The following is a 15,289-nucleotide window of genomic DNA, read 5'->3' on the forward strand; positions in this document are numbered from 1 at the left end:
GATGACTGATATCACTACCGAAAAAGCGCGCATCGGCGCGCCCTCAGCCCAGCCGTTCATCAACGGTTTCACCGAGGAAGGCGAAAGCCTTTCACCTATCAATGCGGCGGGCCTCAAGTCTCCGCTGGCAGGAGATTCAGCCAGGAGCCACTCACACGGTGGCGGCGTCGGCATTCCGGACAGCTCACGCGCCGGCCGCCTGACCTCTTACAAGCTGGCGGACTTCAAACCACTGACCGGTCTGGAAGAAGACTGGCGTTTCACCCCGTTGAAGCGCCTGCGCGGTCTTCACTCCGAGGTCCTCAGCGGCGCGGCACCGTCCGTGGCCGTCTCGGCCCCGGACAGCGTGAGCGTTGAAACGGTCGGACGCGATGACAAACGCATCGGTACCGCAGCAATCCCGGAGGACCGTGTGTCGGCCAACTCCTGGGAAAACTTCGCCGAAGCCACCGTGATAACGGTTCCGGCCGACTTCCAGGCGGATAGCGAAATCAACGTTCTTCTCACCGGACAGGGTACTGACGCCTCCGCCCAGCACCTCGTGATTGTCGCGGAAAAGTTCTCGAAGTCTGTGGTTGTGCTGGACCATCAGGGTACTGCCGTCGTTTCCGAGAACGTTGAAATCGTTGTTGAAGACGGCGCCGAACTCACGGTCATTTCGCTCCAGGAATGGAACGATGACGCCGTTCACGCGTCCTCGCAGCAGGCAAAGATCGGCCGTGACGCCAGGTTCAAGCATGTTGTTGTCAGCCTCGGCGGGGACCTCGTCCGGGTCACGCCTTCAGCCCGCTTCACGGCGCCCGGGGGTGAGGTTGAGCTCTTGGGCCTATACTTCGCCGACGCTGGCCAGCACCTTGAGCAGCGCCTGTTTGTTGACCATGCTGTGGCCAACTGCAAGTCCAATGTGCTCTACAAGGGCGCGCTCCAGGGCCGTAATGCGCACGCAGTGTGGGTTGGTGACGTGCTGATCCGCAAGGAAGCAGAAGGCACCGACAGCTACGAGGCAAACCGCAACCTGTTGCTGACCGATGGCGCCCGCGCCGATTCAGTGCCGAACCTTGAGATCGAAACAGGTCTGATCAAGGGCGCCGGCCACGCCAGCGCCACGGGACGTCTCGACGACGAACACCTGTTCTACCTCATGGCCCGCGGTATTCCGGAAGATGTGGCCCGCCGGCTGGTGGTCCGCGGCTTCCTGCACGAGATCATCCAGCAGATCAAGGTACCGGCCCTCGAGGAGCGCCTCACCGCGGCTGTTGAGCGTGAACTCGCTGTGACGAACAACTAGACGGCACGGGAAAAGAACAGATGACTGAACAGCCAAAAGGCGAACTGGTCTGCAACGCCAGCGAGATCGAGGTCAAACAGGCCTTGCGGATCCTCATCGACGACTACCCTGTAGCGATCGTGAAGGACTCGATGGGGGAGATCCACGCCATCGGTGATACCTGCTCGCACGCGGACATTTCACTGTCTGAAGGAGAGATCGAAGGCTGCAAGATCGAATGCTGGGGCCATGGCTCGCAGTTTGATCTGCGCACTGGAGAACCCCTTCAGTTGCCCGCTTACGACCCCGTGCCCGTCTTCGCCGTGGAAATCCACGGCGACGAGGTGTACGTGGACTTCACCAACGTGCTCAACGGCGCAGAAGCGCCGACCTTCAGCTAAGCAGAACAGCTTCAGAACTTCAGAAACTTCCAGACAAAAGACCGCACCGCTGCCGGAAGGCACGGCGCAGAGGAGAACAAGACATATGTCTACTCTTGAGATCAAGGACCTGCACGTCAGCATTGAGACCGAGCAGGGCACCAAAGAGATCCTGAAGGGCGTCAGCCTGACCATCAAGACCGGCCAGATCCACGCGATCATGGGCCCTAACGGATCCGGTAAGTCCACACTGGCTTCCACCATCGCCGGGCACCCTCGTTACAAAGTCACCAGCGGCAGCATCACTCTCGACGGCGAAGACGTGCTGGCCATGAGCGTTGACCAGCGCGCCCGGGCTGGCGTTTTCCTGGCCATGCAGTACCCCGTTGAAGTGCCCGGTGTCAGCATGACCAACTTCCTGCGCACCGCCAAGACGGCCATTGACGGCACGGCGCCGGCACTGCGCACTTGGACCAAAGAGGTCAAGGCCGCGATGCAGCAGCTGCGCATCGATGCCGACTTCGCCCAGCGCAACGTCAACGAAGGCTTCTCCGGTGGTGAAAAGAAGCGGGTGGAGATCCTCCAGCTGGAACTCTTCAAGCCGAAGTTCGCCATCCTGGACGAGACCGACTCCGGTCTGGACGTCGATGCACTCAAGGTGGTTTCAGAGGGCGTCAACCGCGCCCACGCCGAGGGCAACATGGGAACACTGCTAATTACGCACTACACCCGGATCCTGCGCTACATCAAGCCTGACTTCGTCCACGTCTTTGTTGACGGCCAGGTTGTCGAAGAGGGCGGCCCGGAACTCGCGGACCGTCTTGAAGAAGAGGGCTACGACCGCTACGCCACCGGCGCAGGGGCAGCCACGATCGCTGCAGCTACCGCGGTCCAGGTCTAGTTAGGGACAATCATGACTGATATCAAAGCGGCCCGTACGGACCTCGAGGATGTCGAAGAGGCGCTCAAGGACGTCATTGACCCGGAGCTCGGCGTGAACATCGTCGACCTGGGCCTGTTGTACGGCCTGAAGTACTCTGACGACGACGGTGCATTGCTCATCGACATGACGCTCACCACCGCTGCCTGCCCGCTCACGGATGTCATCGAGGAGCAGGTTGGTAAGGCGCTGGACGACGTCGTCGATGAATGGCGGCTGAACTGGGTATGGATGCCGCCGTGGGGTCCGGAGCGGATCACCGACGACGGTAAAGACCAGATGCGCGCCCTCGGCTTCAACATCTAAAGAGAGTTCGACGGCGGCCGGTCACCTTTCAGGGAAAGTGACCGGCCGCCGTCGTGCTGTCATCGGTTTTACTAGGGCGTTGCCACTGCGAAGGTGTCGCACTTGTTGATATCGCCTGTTGCGTAGCCCTGGTGGAACCACTTCTGCCGCTGGGCACTTGAACCGTGCGTCCAGCCCTCGGGAGACACGCGGCCCGTGGCGGCCTTCTGGATCCGGTCATCGCCCACCGAGGAGGCGGCGGAGAGCGCGTCGTTCAGGTCCTGTTGAGTCAGTTTCTCCAGGAACGGCTGCCCGGTCTTGGGATCCTGCTGAGTGGTGGCGTAGCGGACCCATAGGCCGGCGTAGCAATCAGCCTGAAGCTCAACCCGGACGGCGCCGGACTGGGGTCCTTGGGGGTCCTGCTGAGCCCTGTCCAGATTGCCGAGGATGTTCTGGATGTGGTGCCCGAACTCATGCGCCACCACGTATTCCTGGGCCAAGGGTCCGCCCGATGAACCGAAACGGTCAACCAGCTCCTGGAAAAAGCCGGGATCAAAGTAGGCCGTGGTGTCAGCGGGGCAGTAGAACGGTCCCACCTCCGTGGTGGCCGGACCACAACCGGTAGTGGTGCCGCCGCTGAAAATCACGGTGTGCGGCCGAGGATACTCCACGCTGTAGTCCTGCAAGTAAGCGGGCCAGAAGGCGTTGAGGCTGTTCACCGTGCCGGTAATGCGGCAGTCCAGTCGCTGGTCGGCATCGGCGCCGGTGGCACACGCCGGCGCGGTGCCCTGGCTCTGGCCGGACTGCTCCTGGCCGGTCCCCAGAATACCTTCGATCAGTTGCGGGTTGTTGATTCCCAGCAGCGAAAGCACAAGAACCAGGATCCCACCGCCAATTCCGCCACCGATCTTGGTTCCGCGACCCATGCCGCCGCCGCGCCGGTCTTCCACCTGGGATGGGTCCAGCTGGACTCCGTCATTGAAACTCATATTGCCAGAATAGACGCTGCCGGCAGGCACGTAGCGTGGTCCAAGCGGTAAAGTTGGTCCGATGCCTTTTCTCAACAGAATCCAGCGCTGGGCCGAAGATCGGCCCCATGACACCGCCGTCGTTGTGGCCGGCCGACGCATCGACTGGGCAGGCCTGAGGGCGGCCGCGACGGAGCGGGTTCCGTTCTCTCCTGCCGTGAGGGTGCTCGCCGAGGCGAACTCCATCGACTTTGCGGTGAAGTTCGCTGCCTCCGTGGCCGGGGGGCGGCAGTGCGCCGTGCTGGACCCCACCTGGCCGCACCAGATGCACAACGATATTGTCCAGCGGCTGGGCGCGTCTGTTGATACGCCGGCGGCCACGAGCGGCAACGGAGCGACCGACTTGACCGACGGTGCTTTGACGGATGGCGATCCGGGGTCCTCCTTCCTGATTGGCCTGACCTCCGGGACCACGTCCGTGCCCAAGGCCTTCACCCGGTCGCGGCGATCCTGGCAGGAATCCTTCGAGGCCTCCATTGAGTTCTTCGGCCTTCGCCACGACGACAAGACACTGGCTCCCGGGCCGCTTGCCGCCAGCCTTAACCTCTATGCGCTGGCAGAATGCCTCTACGCGGGCTCGGAGTTCCATACCCTTGAGTCGTTCGATGTGGGCTCTGCGCACGCCGCCATCAGCCATGACGGCATCACGCGCCTTGTCCTGGTGCCCACCATGCTCAGGCTGCTCAGCGAGCGCGGGCTGACCGGCTGCGTGGATGCTTCAGGAATCCGGGCCATCATATGCGCAGGCTCCAAGCTGGACTCACGCACCCTTGAGGCGGCCCGCCGGTGGGCACCCCAGGCCACCATCTTCGAGTATTACGGCGCATCGGAGCTCAGTTTTGTTGCCGGCATGGGCCTGGCAGCAGGCGAGCCGCTGGATGCCGGAGGCACCCGGATCGGTAAACCGTTCCCCGGCGTGGACGTCAGGATTCTGGATGATTCCGGACTCGCCCTCCCGGACGGGACGCCGGGAAACATCAGCGTCCGGAGCCCGATGGTAAGCAACGGCTACCTGTGGGGTGACGACGGGCAGGCGCTGCGGAGCTTCAACGACTTCTTCACGGTGGGGGACCAGGGCTATCTTGCCGACGGCGAACTGCACATTCTGGGACGCCGGACCGACATGATCATCACCGCGGGCAAGAACGTCTACCCGCATGAAGTGGAGCTGGCCCTCGCCTCCGTACCCGGCGTAGAGGCTGCCGTGGCCGCCGGCCAGGCGGATGATTTCCGTGGCCAGCGTGTGGTGGCCGGCATCATCCCGTCGCACGGCGGCATAACAGCCACCCAGCTGCGGTCAGGGCTGGAGGGTGTGCTGTCACGGGACAAGTGGCCGGTCCAGTTCTATTCCCTGTCGGAACCGCCCCTGACGGACCGCGGTAAAGTCAGCCGGCGGATTCTTCTTGACTGGATTAAGAGCCAGGACCGGAGGATTGGGCGTCTTGTCTGAACTTCCGGCCAGCCGGCAAGCTGTCATCATCGCGGCACTGCGCACCCCCGTCTGCCGCGCCAACGGCGCCCTCCGTCAGTTTCAGGCCCACGAACTGCTTGCGCCCGTGCTGCGTCAGCTCTTGACCGAGACCGGAATAGCTGCCGCGGACGTCGCCGATGTGGTGATCGGCAATGCCGTGGGCGGCGGCGGCAATGTGGCCCGCCTCGCGCTGCTGGAGGCAGGATTGCCTGTCAGTGTTCCCGGCGTCACCGTTGACAGGCAATGCGGCTCGGGACTGGACGCCATTGTGCTGGCCTCCCGGCTGGTGGCCGCTGGCGGCGACGGCCTGTACTTGGCCGGCGGCGTGGAAAGCATCAGCACCGCGCCGTTGCGTGCCAACAGGAACGCCGACGGCGGGGCCGACTTTTTCAGCCGGGCCCGGTTTGCGCCACCAGGTTACGGTGACCCGGACATGGGGGTGGCTGCCGAGAACGTTGCCACGGAGTACGGAATCAGCCGTGCACGGCAGGATGAGTTTGCCCTGCGGAGTCACCGGGGGGCGGTTGCGGGCGTGACTGCGGGAGTGTTCGATCGCGAAATCGTTGCGTTGCCTAACGCCTCCGGAACGGTCCGGGATGACGACGGGCCGCGTCCCGGTCTTAGTGCGACGGTCATGGCACGCTTCCCTGCGGCGTTTGTGGACGGGGGAACCGTGACCGCCGGAAACTCATGCTTTGATGCGGACGGTGCCTCCGCCGTCGTGATCACTTCCCTGAAACGCGCACGCGAACTGGGGGCGCAGGACGGTCTGCTGACCATGGGCACCGAGACAGCCGGTGTTGATCCGCGGCTCCTCGGAATTGGTGCTGCGGTTGCTGCCGGCCGCCTGCTGTTGTCCGCGCAGACTGTGCCCGGAGACGTTGATCTGGTGGAATTCAACGAGGCATTCGCCTCACAGTCACTCGCGTGCCTGGACCACCTTGGCATCGATCCGCAGCAGGTAAACCGCGACGGCGGCGCGCTGGCGCTCGGGCATGCTTACGGGGCGTCCGGGGCAGTACTCGTGACCCGGCTGTTGGCGCAGGCGCGCCAGACCCCTGACCAGGAGAAACTTGCACTGGCCATGATCAGCATTGCAGGCGGTATGGGCACAGCCGCGCTGTTCCGCTACGCGGGGTCATTGAGCCCCTGAGAAGAACCGCGGTGAAGATCCGCGGAGCTTGAACTCAGTCCTCGGCCTCGCCCAGGCCACGGGCAGCGAGTGCCTCGCCCGTCTGCCGGGCGAAGGCAACGGTGGTGATGAACACGGGCAGGACCAGAGCACGCGGGTTGCGTTCCAGCCCGCGTGCGCGCGCTGAATCCCGCACATCCGAGAAGGCTCCGGCAATGAACGGAATGCTTCTCAGCATGATGGCAATGGTCAGGGCAAAACGCTCCGGGTCGGCACCGAAGCGGCGGAAGGGCGTGGCCAGAGACGCCACCCCGTCGAGCAGCTGCTGCATCGGGGTGGTGGCCGTCAGGAGCGAGGCAGCAACCACACACAACAGAATATTGAGCACGATCCGGGCGGCTGTGGGGGCACCCAGCTGCCACCATTGGAACAGGCCGATTGCAAGCAGCACCGGAACAAGGGGCCGGACCGCCCGGAACAGCCGCACCGGGCCGGCCCCGCTCAGCAGGAACAGCCCGGACGTAACGCCCAAGGCTGCGGCCGAGAGGCGCCAGTCAACCATCAGGAATGACGCCAGCCCACAAGCCACCACCATCAGGAACTTCAGCGCGAGGGGAGTCCGGTGGATCACGGATCCTCCGGCCACATAGTTGGCCAGCAGGAATCCGTGGCCTCTCACCGGGCCACCGTGGTGTGTGGACAGGCGCCGTGCTCCGCGGCAGGAATGTCCGCGAGGCTTGCCGCGCACAGCGAACGGTAGTGTGCCACGGCGGGCGCCGGACCGCCGTCGAACACCACCCGTCCTGAATCAACAACCAGCACGCGGTCCATGTCCAGCGCCAGTTCCAGATCGTGGGTGGACATAACGATCTGTTGGCTGAGTCCGTCCAGGGTGCGGCGCAACAGCTCCCGGTTGCGCAGGTCCAGCAGCGTTGACGGTTCATCCAGCACCAGGACGGCCGGATTGACCGCCAGCACAGCTGCAAGCGCAACGAGCTGGCGTTCTCCGCCGGAGAGCTCATAGATGCTTTGGTCGGCAAGGTGCAGGAGTCCCATGCCGGCCAGTGCCGCTTCCGCGAGCTGACGGCGCTCCGTGGCGCTGCGGACAGAACGCCGCAGGGACAGTTCCACATCTTCCCGCCCTGTGGGCATCACCAGTTGGGACAGGGGATCCGTGAACACAAACCCAACCTGCCGGCGGACAGCGCGGACGTCCCGGACAGTATGGGACCCGTCCACGGTGACAGTCCCGGAACTCGGCTGCACCAGGCCGTTGATCATCCTCAGCAGGGTGGACTTGCCCGATCCGTTGGCGCCGATGACTCCGATCCGGTGCTCGGAAAGCGTCAGAGAGATGCCGTCCAGGAGGATTTTGGGGTCCGGGCGGCCATCCACCTCCACCCGGACAGAGACGCCGTCAAATATCAGCGCGCCCATGGCCGCCTACTTGCCGCCGCGCCTGGCACGGCGCACCAGCAGGTCCGGGAACGCCCGGTGAAGAGCAACCGCAATGACTGCGGCCAGGATGTTCTTGATAACGTCACCGGGGTAAAACACCAGGTCCGCAACAAATGCCTGCCCCAGAGGGGCCTTGGTATTGACCGCAATTCCGGCGATGCCCAGGGTGTGGACCACCAGGATGCTGGTCACCATGGCCGCAACGAACAGCCACACTGCGCGGGCACCGCCGGCCCGGCGGATGGTGATGGCAGCAAGCCAGCCTACGACGGCCGCCGCGATCGGGAAGGCAATGATGTATCCCGCGGAAGGCCCTGCCAGGATGCCAAGGCCACTGCGCCCGCTGCTGAAGATGGGCAAACCGGCCAGACCCAGTAACGTGTAGAGCCCGACGGCGGCAAAGCCGCGGCCTGCGCCCAGCATCAGGCCGGTAAGCATGACCGCGAGCGTCTGGAAGGTGATGGGGATTCCGAAGGCGTTTGCCGGAATGCCGGGCACCAGCGCGGACCCGGCAACCAGTGCGGCAAATACCGCGATAAGTCCCAGATCGGTGGCCTCCCAGCGTTGACGCGGTGCGGTGGTGGTGCGGATGACGGCGGCGTCGGTCGGGCTCATGGTGATTTCCTGTCGCGGAGGTACAAAGAATTATTGGCTGTTCCTGACGCTACCGGCCACGGAATCAAAGCATTTTGTAGGGGTCCTACTAAGGCGAGGTGCCGGATATGCCGCCATGACACAAACGTGATGTGTCACTCGGCACTGCGGCTCCATTCATGATTTCAGGCTGCGGCCGGTAGACTTGGACAGGCCGTTCTCTCGGCCACTCTGCCCCGGCTTCTTCCAGACTCCATAAGTTGTGCTGCGGCGTTCCCTGTTGTGAAAGGCCTTACCTGCTGTGATTACCGTCCAGGACCTTGAACTGCGCGCCGGCGCCCGGCTGCTCATGGACCAGGTGAGCTTCCGGATCGACAAGGGAGACAAGATCGGCCTGGTAGGCCGCAACGGTGCAGGTAAGACCACATTGACCCGCGTACTGGCAGGCGAAGGTCTGCCGGCTGCCGGTAAAGTGTCCCGAACCGGCGAGATCGGCTACCTGCCGCAGGACCCCCGCACCCCGGACATGGAGCAGCTGGCCCGGGACCGTATTCTCTCCGCCCGGGGCCTGGACGTTGTGGTCGGCCAGCTCAAGCAGGCGCATGAGGACATGGCCAGCGAGGATCCGGAAGTCCATCGCAAGGCCATGAACCGCTACGACCGTATTGAGTCGGAGTTCCTGGCCGGCGGCGGCTACGCTGCCGAGGCGGAAGCAGCCTCCATTTCCTCCAACCTTGCGCTGCCTGACCGCATCCTGAACCAGCCGCTCAAGACGCTGTCCGGTGGCCAGCGCCGCCGTGTTGAGCTTGCCCGGATTCTGTATTCCGGCGCGGAGACCATGCTTTTGGACGAGCCCACCAACCACCTGGACGCCGATTCCATTTCCTGGCTCCGGGAGTTCCTGAAGAACCACCAGGGCGGACTTATCGTGATCAGTCACGATACTGAACTGCTGCAGGCAACCGTCAACAAAGTGTTCCTGCTTGACGCCAACCGGGCACAGATCGATTTCTACAATATGGACTGGAAGCGCTACCTGCTCCAGCGCGAAACCGATGAGCGTGCACGTAAGCGTGAGCGGGCCAATGCCGAGAAGAAGGCACAGGTCCTCTTCGACCAGGCCAACAAAATGCGTGCCAAGGCGACCAAGGCCGTGGCCGCACAGAACATGGCCAAGCGCGCTGAGCGTCTGCTGAGCGGGCTGGAAGCTGTGCGCGCGAACGACCGCGTGGCGGCCCTGCGTTTCCCGGATCCGTCGCCCTGCGGCAAGACCCCGCTCACCGCTGAGGGCCTCAGCAAGTCCTACGGTTCCCTGGAAATCTTCACTGATGTTGACCTTGCGATCGACCGAGGCTCCAAGGTGGTCATCCTTGGCCTCAACGGCGCCGGCAAAACCACCCTTCTGCGCATGCTGGCCGGCGTGGACAAGCCGGACACCGGCGAGGTGCTCCACGGCCACGGCGTCAAAATCGGCTATTATGCCCAGGAGCACGAAACCCTGGACGTGGAGAGGACTGTTCTGCAGAACATGCGGTCCTCCGCCCCTGACATGCAGGACGCGGAGGTCCGCGGCATCCTGGGTTCCTTCCTGTTCTCCGGTGACGACGTCGACAAACCGGCCGGTGTCCTGTCCGGCGGTGAAAAGACCCGCCTGGCCCTGGCCACCATCGTGGCCTCCAGCGCCAACGTGCTCCTGCTCGATGAGCCCACCAACAACCTCGACCCCGCCAGCCGCGCCGAAATTCTTGGCGCCCTGCGCAATTACAGCGGTGCCGTTGTCCTGGTCAGCCACGACGAAGGTGCCGTGGAGGCCCTCAACCCGGAGCGGGTGGTTCTGCTTCCGGATGGCGTTGAGGACCTGTGGAACGAGGACTACCTGGACCTGATCACGCTGGCTTAGCGGACCCGGAGCGGCACGGCACCGGTGATGCGCCGCAGCTCCTCGTAGGTGATGGAGAACATTGAGTTGTGGTCTCCTGCCCCGGCCCAGAGCGTTTTGTGCTGTTCCAGGGTGATGTCCAGGAGGGTGCGGATTTTTTCCGGGTGTCCCACCGGCGCGACTCCGCCCACCTGCTGGCCGGTGTGCCGAAGGACGAACTCAGGGGTTGCCCGGCGGATCCTTCCTGTTCCCAGCAGCGTTGCGACAAGCCTGGTGTCCACCCTCGCGGCGCCGCTGGCGAGGATCAGCAGAGGGGCGCCGTCGAGCTCAAAAACCAGACTGTTGGTGATGGCAGCGACGTCGCAGCCCAAAGTGGCGGCCGCGGCGGCCGCAGTCGGAACTTTGTGCGGGAATACCGTCACGGTGTCTTCAGCGCCTGCGTCCAGCAAGGCATCCTTCACATGGGTCACTGGATCAGACAACACCTCCGGACTCCTTCAATAGCACCGGGTCAGTATCCCTGGGCGTCCAGTATGGCGTCTTCTGCTTCCTCCGATGTCTGGCCCTTCCGCTTCCGCGGATCAGGCGGACGACGGCGGGCTGCCGCAACAGCAGCGTAGTGCGGGGCGTCTTCGGGGTCCGGATCCTCTGCATCAATCGCGGCGTTGCGTGCCTGCTGGCGTGCCGCATAGCCGAAGCCGATGAACATCAGCACGCCGAAGGCGAACCACTGCAGCGAGTAGGACAGATGGGTCCCTTCTTCAGTGGCCGGCATGGGGAACGCCACCGGCATGTCAGCTGGCGCAGGGGACTCGGACGCGACCTGACCGTAAGCGCCGGACAATACCGGATAACCCAGCTCTGCGGCATAAGTGGGCAAATCGATGGATGCCAGCTGGCCCTCGGGGGCACCGCGTTGCAGTTGCGGTTCGCCGGGTTTGAGCCGGACCACGGCCGTCACGTCGCCAGAGTGCGGTTCGGGGATGGTATCGGGCCGGCCGGGGTTGTTGTTGCCGATGGGCAGCCAGCCGCGGTCAATCACCACGGTCTCGCCTGTGTGGAGCCGGAACGGTACCACTAGGTCATAGCCCGGCTGGCCGTTCAACGGCCGGTTGCGGACCACCCGCTGGCCGGCGACGTCGTAGCGGCCCTTGAGCTCAACCTGGGTCCATTCACGTTCAGGGTCCAGGTGCGTGAACTCATCCCGGACCTGGGCAAAGGGGAGCGGGGCAGCTGAGTAATTGGAGGTGACGCGGTTGATTTCAGCAAGCGTCTCCCCTCGGCGGTCCATCTGCCAGCGGCCCAGCGAGACGCAGGCCGCCGCAAAGATCGCGGCCAGCAAAAGGTAGCCCAGCCATTTGCTGGAGAAGAGAAAACGGTACATTCAGTGGTCCCGGCCCGGGACGGAGGAAAGGAGTGCCTCGGATTCCCCCGCGTTCAGAGCCTGGGTCTCCTTCCAGAGCGCGCGGGTCTGTAAATAGTCTTCAAGCCATTCCCTGTGGGCATCGCAGGCGAGCCAGACTTTGCGGCGCTCAGGCGTGTGGATCTTGGGATTGTTCCACAGCACCCGCCACGAGGCGTCTGCACGGCAGGCCTTGCGCGAGCACATGATGCCGGCAGCCCGCTCTGAACCGGCCGGGCCGGCGGCCAGGTTGAAAATACTCATGGAGCCTGCCGCTCTTGGAGGTCGGTGTCCTCTTCGGTGTCCTCGTCGGTGTCCTCTTCGTCGTTGTCGATCAGCTCACCCTGCACGACCGTGGAGGGCGGTGCGGAGCCGGCCGGGATATCCGCCGGGCCTTCGAGTTCGGCCAGGGGAGCGGCGTCCAGCAGGGTGTCGCTGTGGATGTCGGCCTTGTCACTGCCGTTGGCGATGACTACGGCAATCCATGGCAGGAAAACCGCGCCCGCTATGGCGATGATCTTGAACCAGCCGTCAACCACAAAGATCAGGATCAGGCAGACCATGCGGATTCCCATGGCCACGGCGTATTTGATCATTCGCTGCCGGATGTCCTCGGAATGGGCAGCGGCGGCGTCTGTGATGCTGTGCACCTCGGCGTCGCCGGAGGTAGCATCAGGGTCCCCGGGCATCGGCTGTCCGGCTCGGTTTTCTAGGGTCACGGTTGTTTGATCACGCTCCAAGGGCTTGCCTCAATTCTCTCACCATCGGCTGCGCCGCCCAAACGGGCGCTAAGATCGGAGGCAGGAAATTTCCACCCCTCACGGCGGGGCCGAGGCACCGCAGAATTCCGGAGTACCGCATGTCTGAAGCAGTATCCACCCCCCGCAGCGTCCTGATCACCGGTGGAAACCGGGGGATCGGCCTGGCTATCGCTGAGGCCTTCCTGGCCAACGGCGACAAAGTGGCCGTGACGTACCGCAGTGAGTCACAGCTGCCGGAGGGGATCCTCGGAGTGAAGGCTGATGTCACGGACGAAGCCTCAGTGGATGCCGCGTTCACGGAGGTGGAGTCCGCACATGGTCCGGTTGAAGTGTTGGTGGCCAATGCCGGCATCACCAAGGACACGCTTCTGATGCGTATGAGTGAAAACGACTTCACCTCCGTGATCGACACCAATCTCACGGGCGCCTTCCGGGTGATCAAACGGGCGTCCAAGGGCATGATCAAGCTGCGCCGGGGCCGCGTGGTTCTTATATCTTCGGTTTCCGGCCTCTACGGTGCCCCGGGTCAGGTCAACTACTCAGCCTCGAAGGCCGGTCTGGTCGGTATTGCCCGTTCGCTGACCCGCGAGCTCGGCTCGCGCGGCATCACAGCCAACGTGGTGGCTCCCGGTTTCATCAATACTGAGATGACCGCCGAATTGCCCGAAGCAACCCAAAAGGACTATCTCTCCAAGGTCCCGGCCGGCCGCTTTGCTGAAGCATACGAGGTAGCCAACGTGGTGCGTTGGATTGCCAGCAATGAAGCTGCCTACATTTCCGGCGCAGTCATCCCCGTTGACGGCGGACTGGGCATGGGGCACTAGCAGGAACCCACGCCTTCGGCTTGCCCTTCATCGTTGGGGTCAAACGAGGTGAAAATCCGCTCCCGCTGGCATGATGGACTTCAGAACCACAGTGTTTGGACGTTTTGAACAAGAAGGAGCTCATATGGGACTGCTGGATAAAAAGACCGCAATTGTTACCGGTTCTTCGCGGGGAATCGGTGCAGAAGTTGCCAAGTTCCTCGCGGCGGAGGGTGCCGCCGTCGTCGTTAATTACCGTCAGAAGGCGCCGCGCGCCAACAAAGTTGTCTCCGAGATCCAAAGCAACGGCGGCCGGGCCGCCGCCGTTGGTGCGGACCTGACCACTGCCGAGGGCGTGCATGCGCTGGCGAGTGCTGCCATGGAGGAATTCGGTTCCCTGGACCTCCTGGTGCTGAACGCTTCCGGCGGAATGGAAACCGGCATGGAGGAGGGCTACGCCCTGAAGTTGAACCGGGACGCCCAGGTCAGCATGCTCAATGCAGCGGTCCCGCTGATGCCGGAGGGTTCGCGGGTGGTGTTCGTCACCAGCCACCAGGCACACTTCATTGACTCTGTGGCCACCATGCCTGAATACGAGCCCGTAGCCCGGAGTAAGCGCGCCGGGGAGGATGCTCTCCGTGAACTGGTACCGAACCTTGCAGTGAAGGGAATCTCGCTGGTGGTTGTGTCCGGTGACATGATCGAAGGCACTGTCACCGCCACGCTGCTGGACCGCTCCAACCCGGGCGCCATCGAGGCCCGGCGAGCGGAGGCCGGCAGGCTGTACTCGGTTTCCGAGTTCGCTGCCGAAGTGGCCAAGATGGCCACGGCTGACGTGGAAACCGGACACACCGAATACGTTGGCGGAGCCGACTACTTCGACAAAAGTGCAGGGTAGTCCCGCGTATTGAATGTCAGCTAACTGCAAGGCCCGGTGCAAGCGCACCGGGCCTTGCAGTTTAGTGCCCGCTGCCGGGCCCGGTGTCAGACACCGGCGATGTGCCGTACGGCGTCCAGATAGGGCATGTTCACTGCGGCATCGGCAGCGGCCCGCACGGCTGGCTTCGCATTAAACGCAACGCCGATCCCGGCAGCGCCGAGCATGTCCAGATCATTGGCACCGTCACCCACCGCAATGGTGTGTGCGAGGTCGATCCCCTCGGATGCGGCCCATTGGCGCAGGTACTTTTCTTTGGCCGCGCGGTCGATCACGGCACCCAGGACCCGGCCGGTCAGCGCCCCGTCCGCAATCTCCAGTTCGTTCGCGATCCAGTGGTCCAGGCCAAGCTCCTCAGCGATGGGTCCCAGAATCTGGTTGAATCCACCGGACACCACCGCAACAACGTGCCCGGCGGCCTTGAAAGCCGCCACAAGTTCGGCGGCACCCTCGCTGAGTTTCACCTCACCACGGACGGAGTCGACGACGGCGGCCGGCAGTCCGGCCAGAACGGCCACCCGTGCGTGAAGGCTCTCGGCAAAATCCAGTTCACCGCGCATGGCCGCCTCAGTCACTGCGGCCACTTCCTCGCGTTTGCCGGCATAGGCCGCCAGCAGTTCAATAACCTCCTGCTGGATCAGCGTGGAATCCACGTCCATGATCAGGAGCTTTCGCGCGGCCTGCCGCAGCCCGGCGGGAACGATTGCTGTATCCACGCCGGCAGTCGCAGCGGCGGCCACCTTCTGACGCAGCGCTGCGATGTCGGCCGGGTTGCCGGATTCGAGGGTGAAGTCCGCTGTGTAGACCTGGTAACGGGGATCCCCGCTGCGGGATTCCGCCCTGAATGTCGCGCCGGAACCGGTCAGCAGGGAGCGGAGCTCCTCGAGTTCCAAGGGGGAGAGTTTCAGGCCGTAGCTGACCGCAGTCACGTTCGAAGTCATGGCTGCAATCT

18 protein-coding genes are annotated in these 15,289 nt (G+C 63.7%); 9 read left to right on the top strand and 9 right to left on the bottom strand.

Features of this window, described 5'->3' with window-relative positions:
* Nucleotide 1 precedes the first annotated feature (1 nt).
* The 4 genes from sufD (at nucleotide 2) to ACQCST_RS10645 (ending at nucleotide 2,893) form a co-directional block, all read left to right on the top strand.
* Nucleotides 2-1,288: a Fe-S cluster assembly protein SufD gene (gene sufD, locus ACQCST_RS10630; protein WP_426995756.1), complete on the top strand. Its 1,287-nt coding sequence runs from the start codon at nucleotides 2-4 to the stop codon at nucleotides 1,286-1,288.
* Nucleotides 1,289-1,308: 20 nt separating this feature from the next.
* Entirely contained in the window at nucleotides 1,309-1,668 is a 360-nt protein-coding gene (locus ACQCST_RS10635; protein WP_426995757.1) for a non-heme iron oxygenase ferredoxin subunit, read from the top strand.
* 85 nt (nucleotides 1,669-1,753) lie between these two features.
* Complete coding sequence (sufC, locus tag ACQCST_RS10640) at nucleotides 1,754-2,548, top strand: Fe-S cluster assembly ATPase SufC (RefSeq protein ID WP_426995758.1); 795 nt, start codon at nucleotides 1,754-1,756, stop codon at nucleotides 2,546-2,548.
* Between the two features lie 12 nt (nucleotides 2,549-2,560).
* Complete coding sequence (locus tag ACQCST_RS10645; RefSeq protein WP_426995759.1) at nucleotides 2,561-2,893, top strand: metal-sulfur cluster assembly factor; 333 nt, start codon at nucleotides 2,561-2,563, stop codon at nucleotides 2,891-2,893.
* A gap of 71 nt (nucleotides 2,894-2,964) precedes the next feature.
* On the opposite strand, the gene ypfJ is transcribed toward ACQCST_RS10645, so the two are convergent.
* Entirely contained in the window at nucleotides 2,965-3,861 is an 897-nt protein-coding gene (gene ypfJ / locus ACQCST_RS10650) for a KPN_02809 family neutral zinc metallopeptidase (RefSeq protein WP_426995760.1), read from the bottom strand.
* Between the two features lie 61 nt (nucleotides 3,862-3,922).
* Between ypfJ and ACQCST_RS10655 the strand changes: the two genes are divergently transcribed.
* Nucleotides 3,923-5,350 carry a class I adenylate-forming enzyme family protein gene (locus ACQCST_RS10655; RefSeq protein WP_426995761.1) on the top strand — a complete coding sequence of 476 codons (1,428 nt, stop codon included), beginning with the start codon at nucleotides 3,923-3,925 and terminating at the stop codon, nucleotides 5,348-5,350.
* Complete coding sequence (locus ACQCST_RS10660) at nucleotides 5,343-6,524, top strand: thiolase family protein (protein ID WP_426995762.1); 1,182 nt, start codon at nucleotides 5,343-5,345, stop codon at nucleotides 6,522-6,524. The genes ACQCST_RS10655 and ACQCST_RS10660 overlap by 8 nt, the downstream gene beginning before the upstream one ends.
* A 34-nt stretch (nucleotides 6,525-6,558) precedes the next feature.
* On the opposite strand, the gene ACQCST_RS10665 is transcribed toward ACQCST_RS10660, so the two are convergent.
* Genes ACQCST_RS10665 through ACQCST_RS10675 form a run of 3 tightly spaced genes read right to left on the bottom strand, consistent with a single transcriptional unit; the run spans nucleotide 6,559 to nucleotide 8,576 of the window.
* Entirely contained in the window at nucleotides 6,559-7,182 is a 624-nt protein-coding gene (locus ACQCST_RS10665; protein WP_426995763.1) for an energy-coupling factor transporter transmembrane component T family protein, read from the bottom strand.
* Nucleotides 7,179-7,940 (bottom strand): energy-coupling factor ABC transporter ATP-binding protein, encoded by a 762-nt coding sequence (locus ACQCST_RS10670; RefSeq protein ID WP_426995764.1) that lies wholly within the window; start codon nucleotides 7,938-7,940, stop codon nucleotides 7,179-7,181. The genes ACQCST_RS10665 and ACQCST_RS10670 overlap by 4 nt, the downstream gene beginning before the upstream one ends.
* A 6-nt stretch (nucleotides 7,941-7,946) precedes the next feature.
* Nucleotides 7,947-8,576 (bottom strand): biotin transporter BioY, encoded by a 630-nt coding sequence (locus tag ACQCST_RS10675; protein ID WP_426995765.1) that lies wholly within the window; start codon nucleotides 8,574-8,576, stop codon nucleotides 7,947-7,949.
* A 280-nt stretch (nucleotides 8,577-8,856) separates the two neighbouring features.
* Between ACQCST_RS10675 and ACQCST_RS10680 the strand changes: the two genes are divergently transcribed.
* On the top strand, nucleotides 8,857-10,455 hold the full coding sequence (locus ACQCST_RS10680; RefSeq protein ID WP_426995766.1) for an ABC-F family ATP-binding cassette domain-containing protein: 1,599 nt from the start codon (nucleotides 8,857-8,859) through the stop codon (nucleotides 10,453-10,455).
* On the opposite strand, the gene ACQCST_RS10685 is transcribed toward ACQCST_RS10680, so the two are convergent.
* From ACQCST_RS10685 to ACQCST_RS10700, 4 genes are read right to left on the bottom strand one after another with little or no spacing between them, the layout of a single operon-like run.
* Nucleotides 10,452-10,919 (bottom strand): YbaK/EbsC family protein, encoded by a 468-nt coding sequence (locus tag ACQCST_RS10685; RefSeq protein WP_426995767.1) that lies wholly within the window; start codon nucleotides 10,917-10,919, stop codon nucleotides 10,452-10,454. The genes ACQCST_RS10680 and ACQCST_RS10685 overlap by 4 nt on opposite strands.
* A gap of 26 nt (nucleotides 10,920-10,945) precedes the next feature.
* The gene (locus ACQCST_RS10690; protein ID WP_426995768.1) at nucleotides 10,946-11,818 is read right to left on the bottom strand and encodes an SURF1 family protein; all 873 of its coding nucleotides are present in this window, start codon (nucleotides 11,816-11,818) and stop codon (nucleotides 10,946-10,948) included.
* Complete coding sequence (locus ACQCST_RS10695) at nucleotides 11,819-12,100, bottom strand: hypothetical protein (RefSeq protein WP_426995769.1); 282 nt, start codon at nucleotides 12,098-12,100, stop codon at nucleotides 11,819-11,821. It lies immediately after the preceding gene.
* Entirely contained in the window at nucleotides 12,097-12,555 is a 459-nt protein-coding gene (locus ACQCST_RS10700) for a DUF3099 domain-containing protein (protein ID WP_426995770.1), read from the bottom strand. Before ACQCST_RS10700 ends, ACQCST_RS10695 begins: the two co-directional genes overlap by 4 nt.
* A gap of 140 nt (nucleotides 12,556-12,695) precedes the next feature.
* Here ACQCST_RS10700 and fabG point away from each other — a divergent pair, with 140 nt between their 5' ends.
* Nucleotides 12,696-13,421: a 3-oxoacyl-ACP reductase FabG gene (gene fabG, locus ACQCST_RS10705; protein ID WP_426995771.1), complete on the top strand. Its 726-nt coding sequence runs from the start codon at nucleotides 12,696-12,698 to the stop codon at nucleotides 13,419-13,421.
* 124 nt (nucleotides 13,422-13,545) lie between these two features.
* The gene (locus tag ACQCST_RS10710) at nucleotides 13,546-14,298 is read left to right on the top strand and encodes an SDR family oxidoreductase (RefSeq protein WP_426995772.1); all 753 of its coding nucleotides are present in this window, start codon (nucleotides 13,546-13,548) and stop codon (nucleotides 14,296-14,298) included.
* 86 nt (nucleotides 14,299-14,384) lie between these two features.
* On the opposite strand, the gene serB is transcribed toward ACQCST_RS10710, so the two are convergent.
* Nucleotides 14,385-15,278 (bottom strand): phosphoserine phosphatase SerB, encoded by an 894-nt coding sequence (gene serB / locus ACQCST_RS10715; protein ID WP_426995773.1) that lies wholly within the window; start codon nucleotides 15,276-15,278, stop codon nucleotides 14,385-14,387.
* Nucleotides 15,279-15,289 lie beyond the last annotated feature (11 nt).

This window comes from Pseudarthrobacter sp. N5 (genome assembly GCF_050157035.1).
Taxonomy (GTDB): Bacteria; Actinomycetota; Actinomycetes; order Actinomycetales; family Micrococcaceae; genus Arthrobacter.

Coding starts and splice junctions, on each gene's coding strand:
- ACQCST_RS10635 (WP_426995757.1), top strand. CDS start 1,309: ATGACTGAACAGCCAAAAGGCGAACTGGTCTGCAACGCCAGCGAGATC.
- sufD (WP_426995756.1), top strand. CDS start 2: ATGACTGATATCACTACCGAAAAAGCGCGCATCGGCGCGCCCTCAGCC.
- ACQCST_RS10655 (WP_426995761.1), top strand. CDS start 3,923: ATGCCTTTTCTCAACAGAATCCAGCGCTGGGCCGAAGATCGGCCCCAT.
- ACQCST_RS10710 (WP_426995772.1), top strand. CDS start 13,546: ATGGGACTGCTGGATAAAAAGACCGCAATTGTTACCGGTTCTTCGCGG.
- ypfJ (WP_426995760.1), bottom strand. CDS start 3,861: ATGAGTTTCAATGACGGAGTCCAGCTGGACCCATCCCAGGTGGAAGAC.
- sufC (WP_426995758.1), top strand. CDS start 1,754: ATGTCTACTCTTGAGATCAAGGACCTGCACGTCAGCATTGAGACCGAG.
- ACQCST_RS10645 (WP_426995759.1), top strand. CDS start 2,561: ATGACTGATATCAAAGCGGCCCGTACGGACCTCGAGGATGTCGAAGAG.
- fabG (WP_426995771.1), top strand. CDS start 12,696: ATGTCTGAAGCAGTATCCACCCCCCGCAGCGTCCTGATCACCGGTGGA.
- ACQCST_RS10670 (WP_426995764.1), bottom strand. CDS start 7,940: ATGGGCGCGCTGATATTTGACGGCGTCTCTGTCCGGGTGGAGGTGGAT.
- ACQCST_RS10690 (WP_426995768.1), bottom strand. CDS start 11,818: ATGTACCGTTTTCTCTTCTCCAGCAAATGGCTGGGCTACCTTTTGCTG.
- serB (WP_426995773.1), bottom strand. CDS start 15,278: ATGACTTCGAACGTGACTGCGGTCAGCTACGGCCTGAAACTCTCCCCC.
- ACQCST_RS10695 (WP_426995769.1), bottom strand. CDS start 12,100: ATGAGTATTTTCAACCTGGCCGCCGGCCCGGCCGGTTCAGAGCGGGCT.
- ACQCST_RS10675 (WP_426995765.1), bottom strand. CDS start 8,576: ATGAGCCCGACCGACGCCGCCGTCATCCGCACCACCACCGCACCGCGT.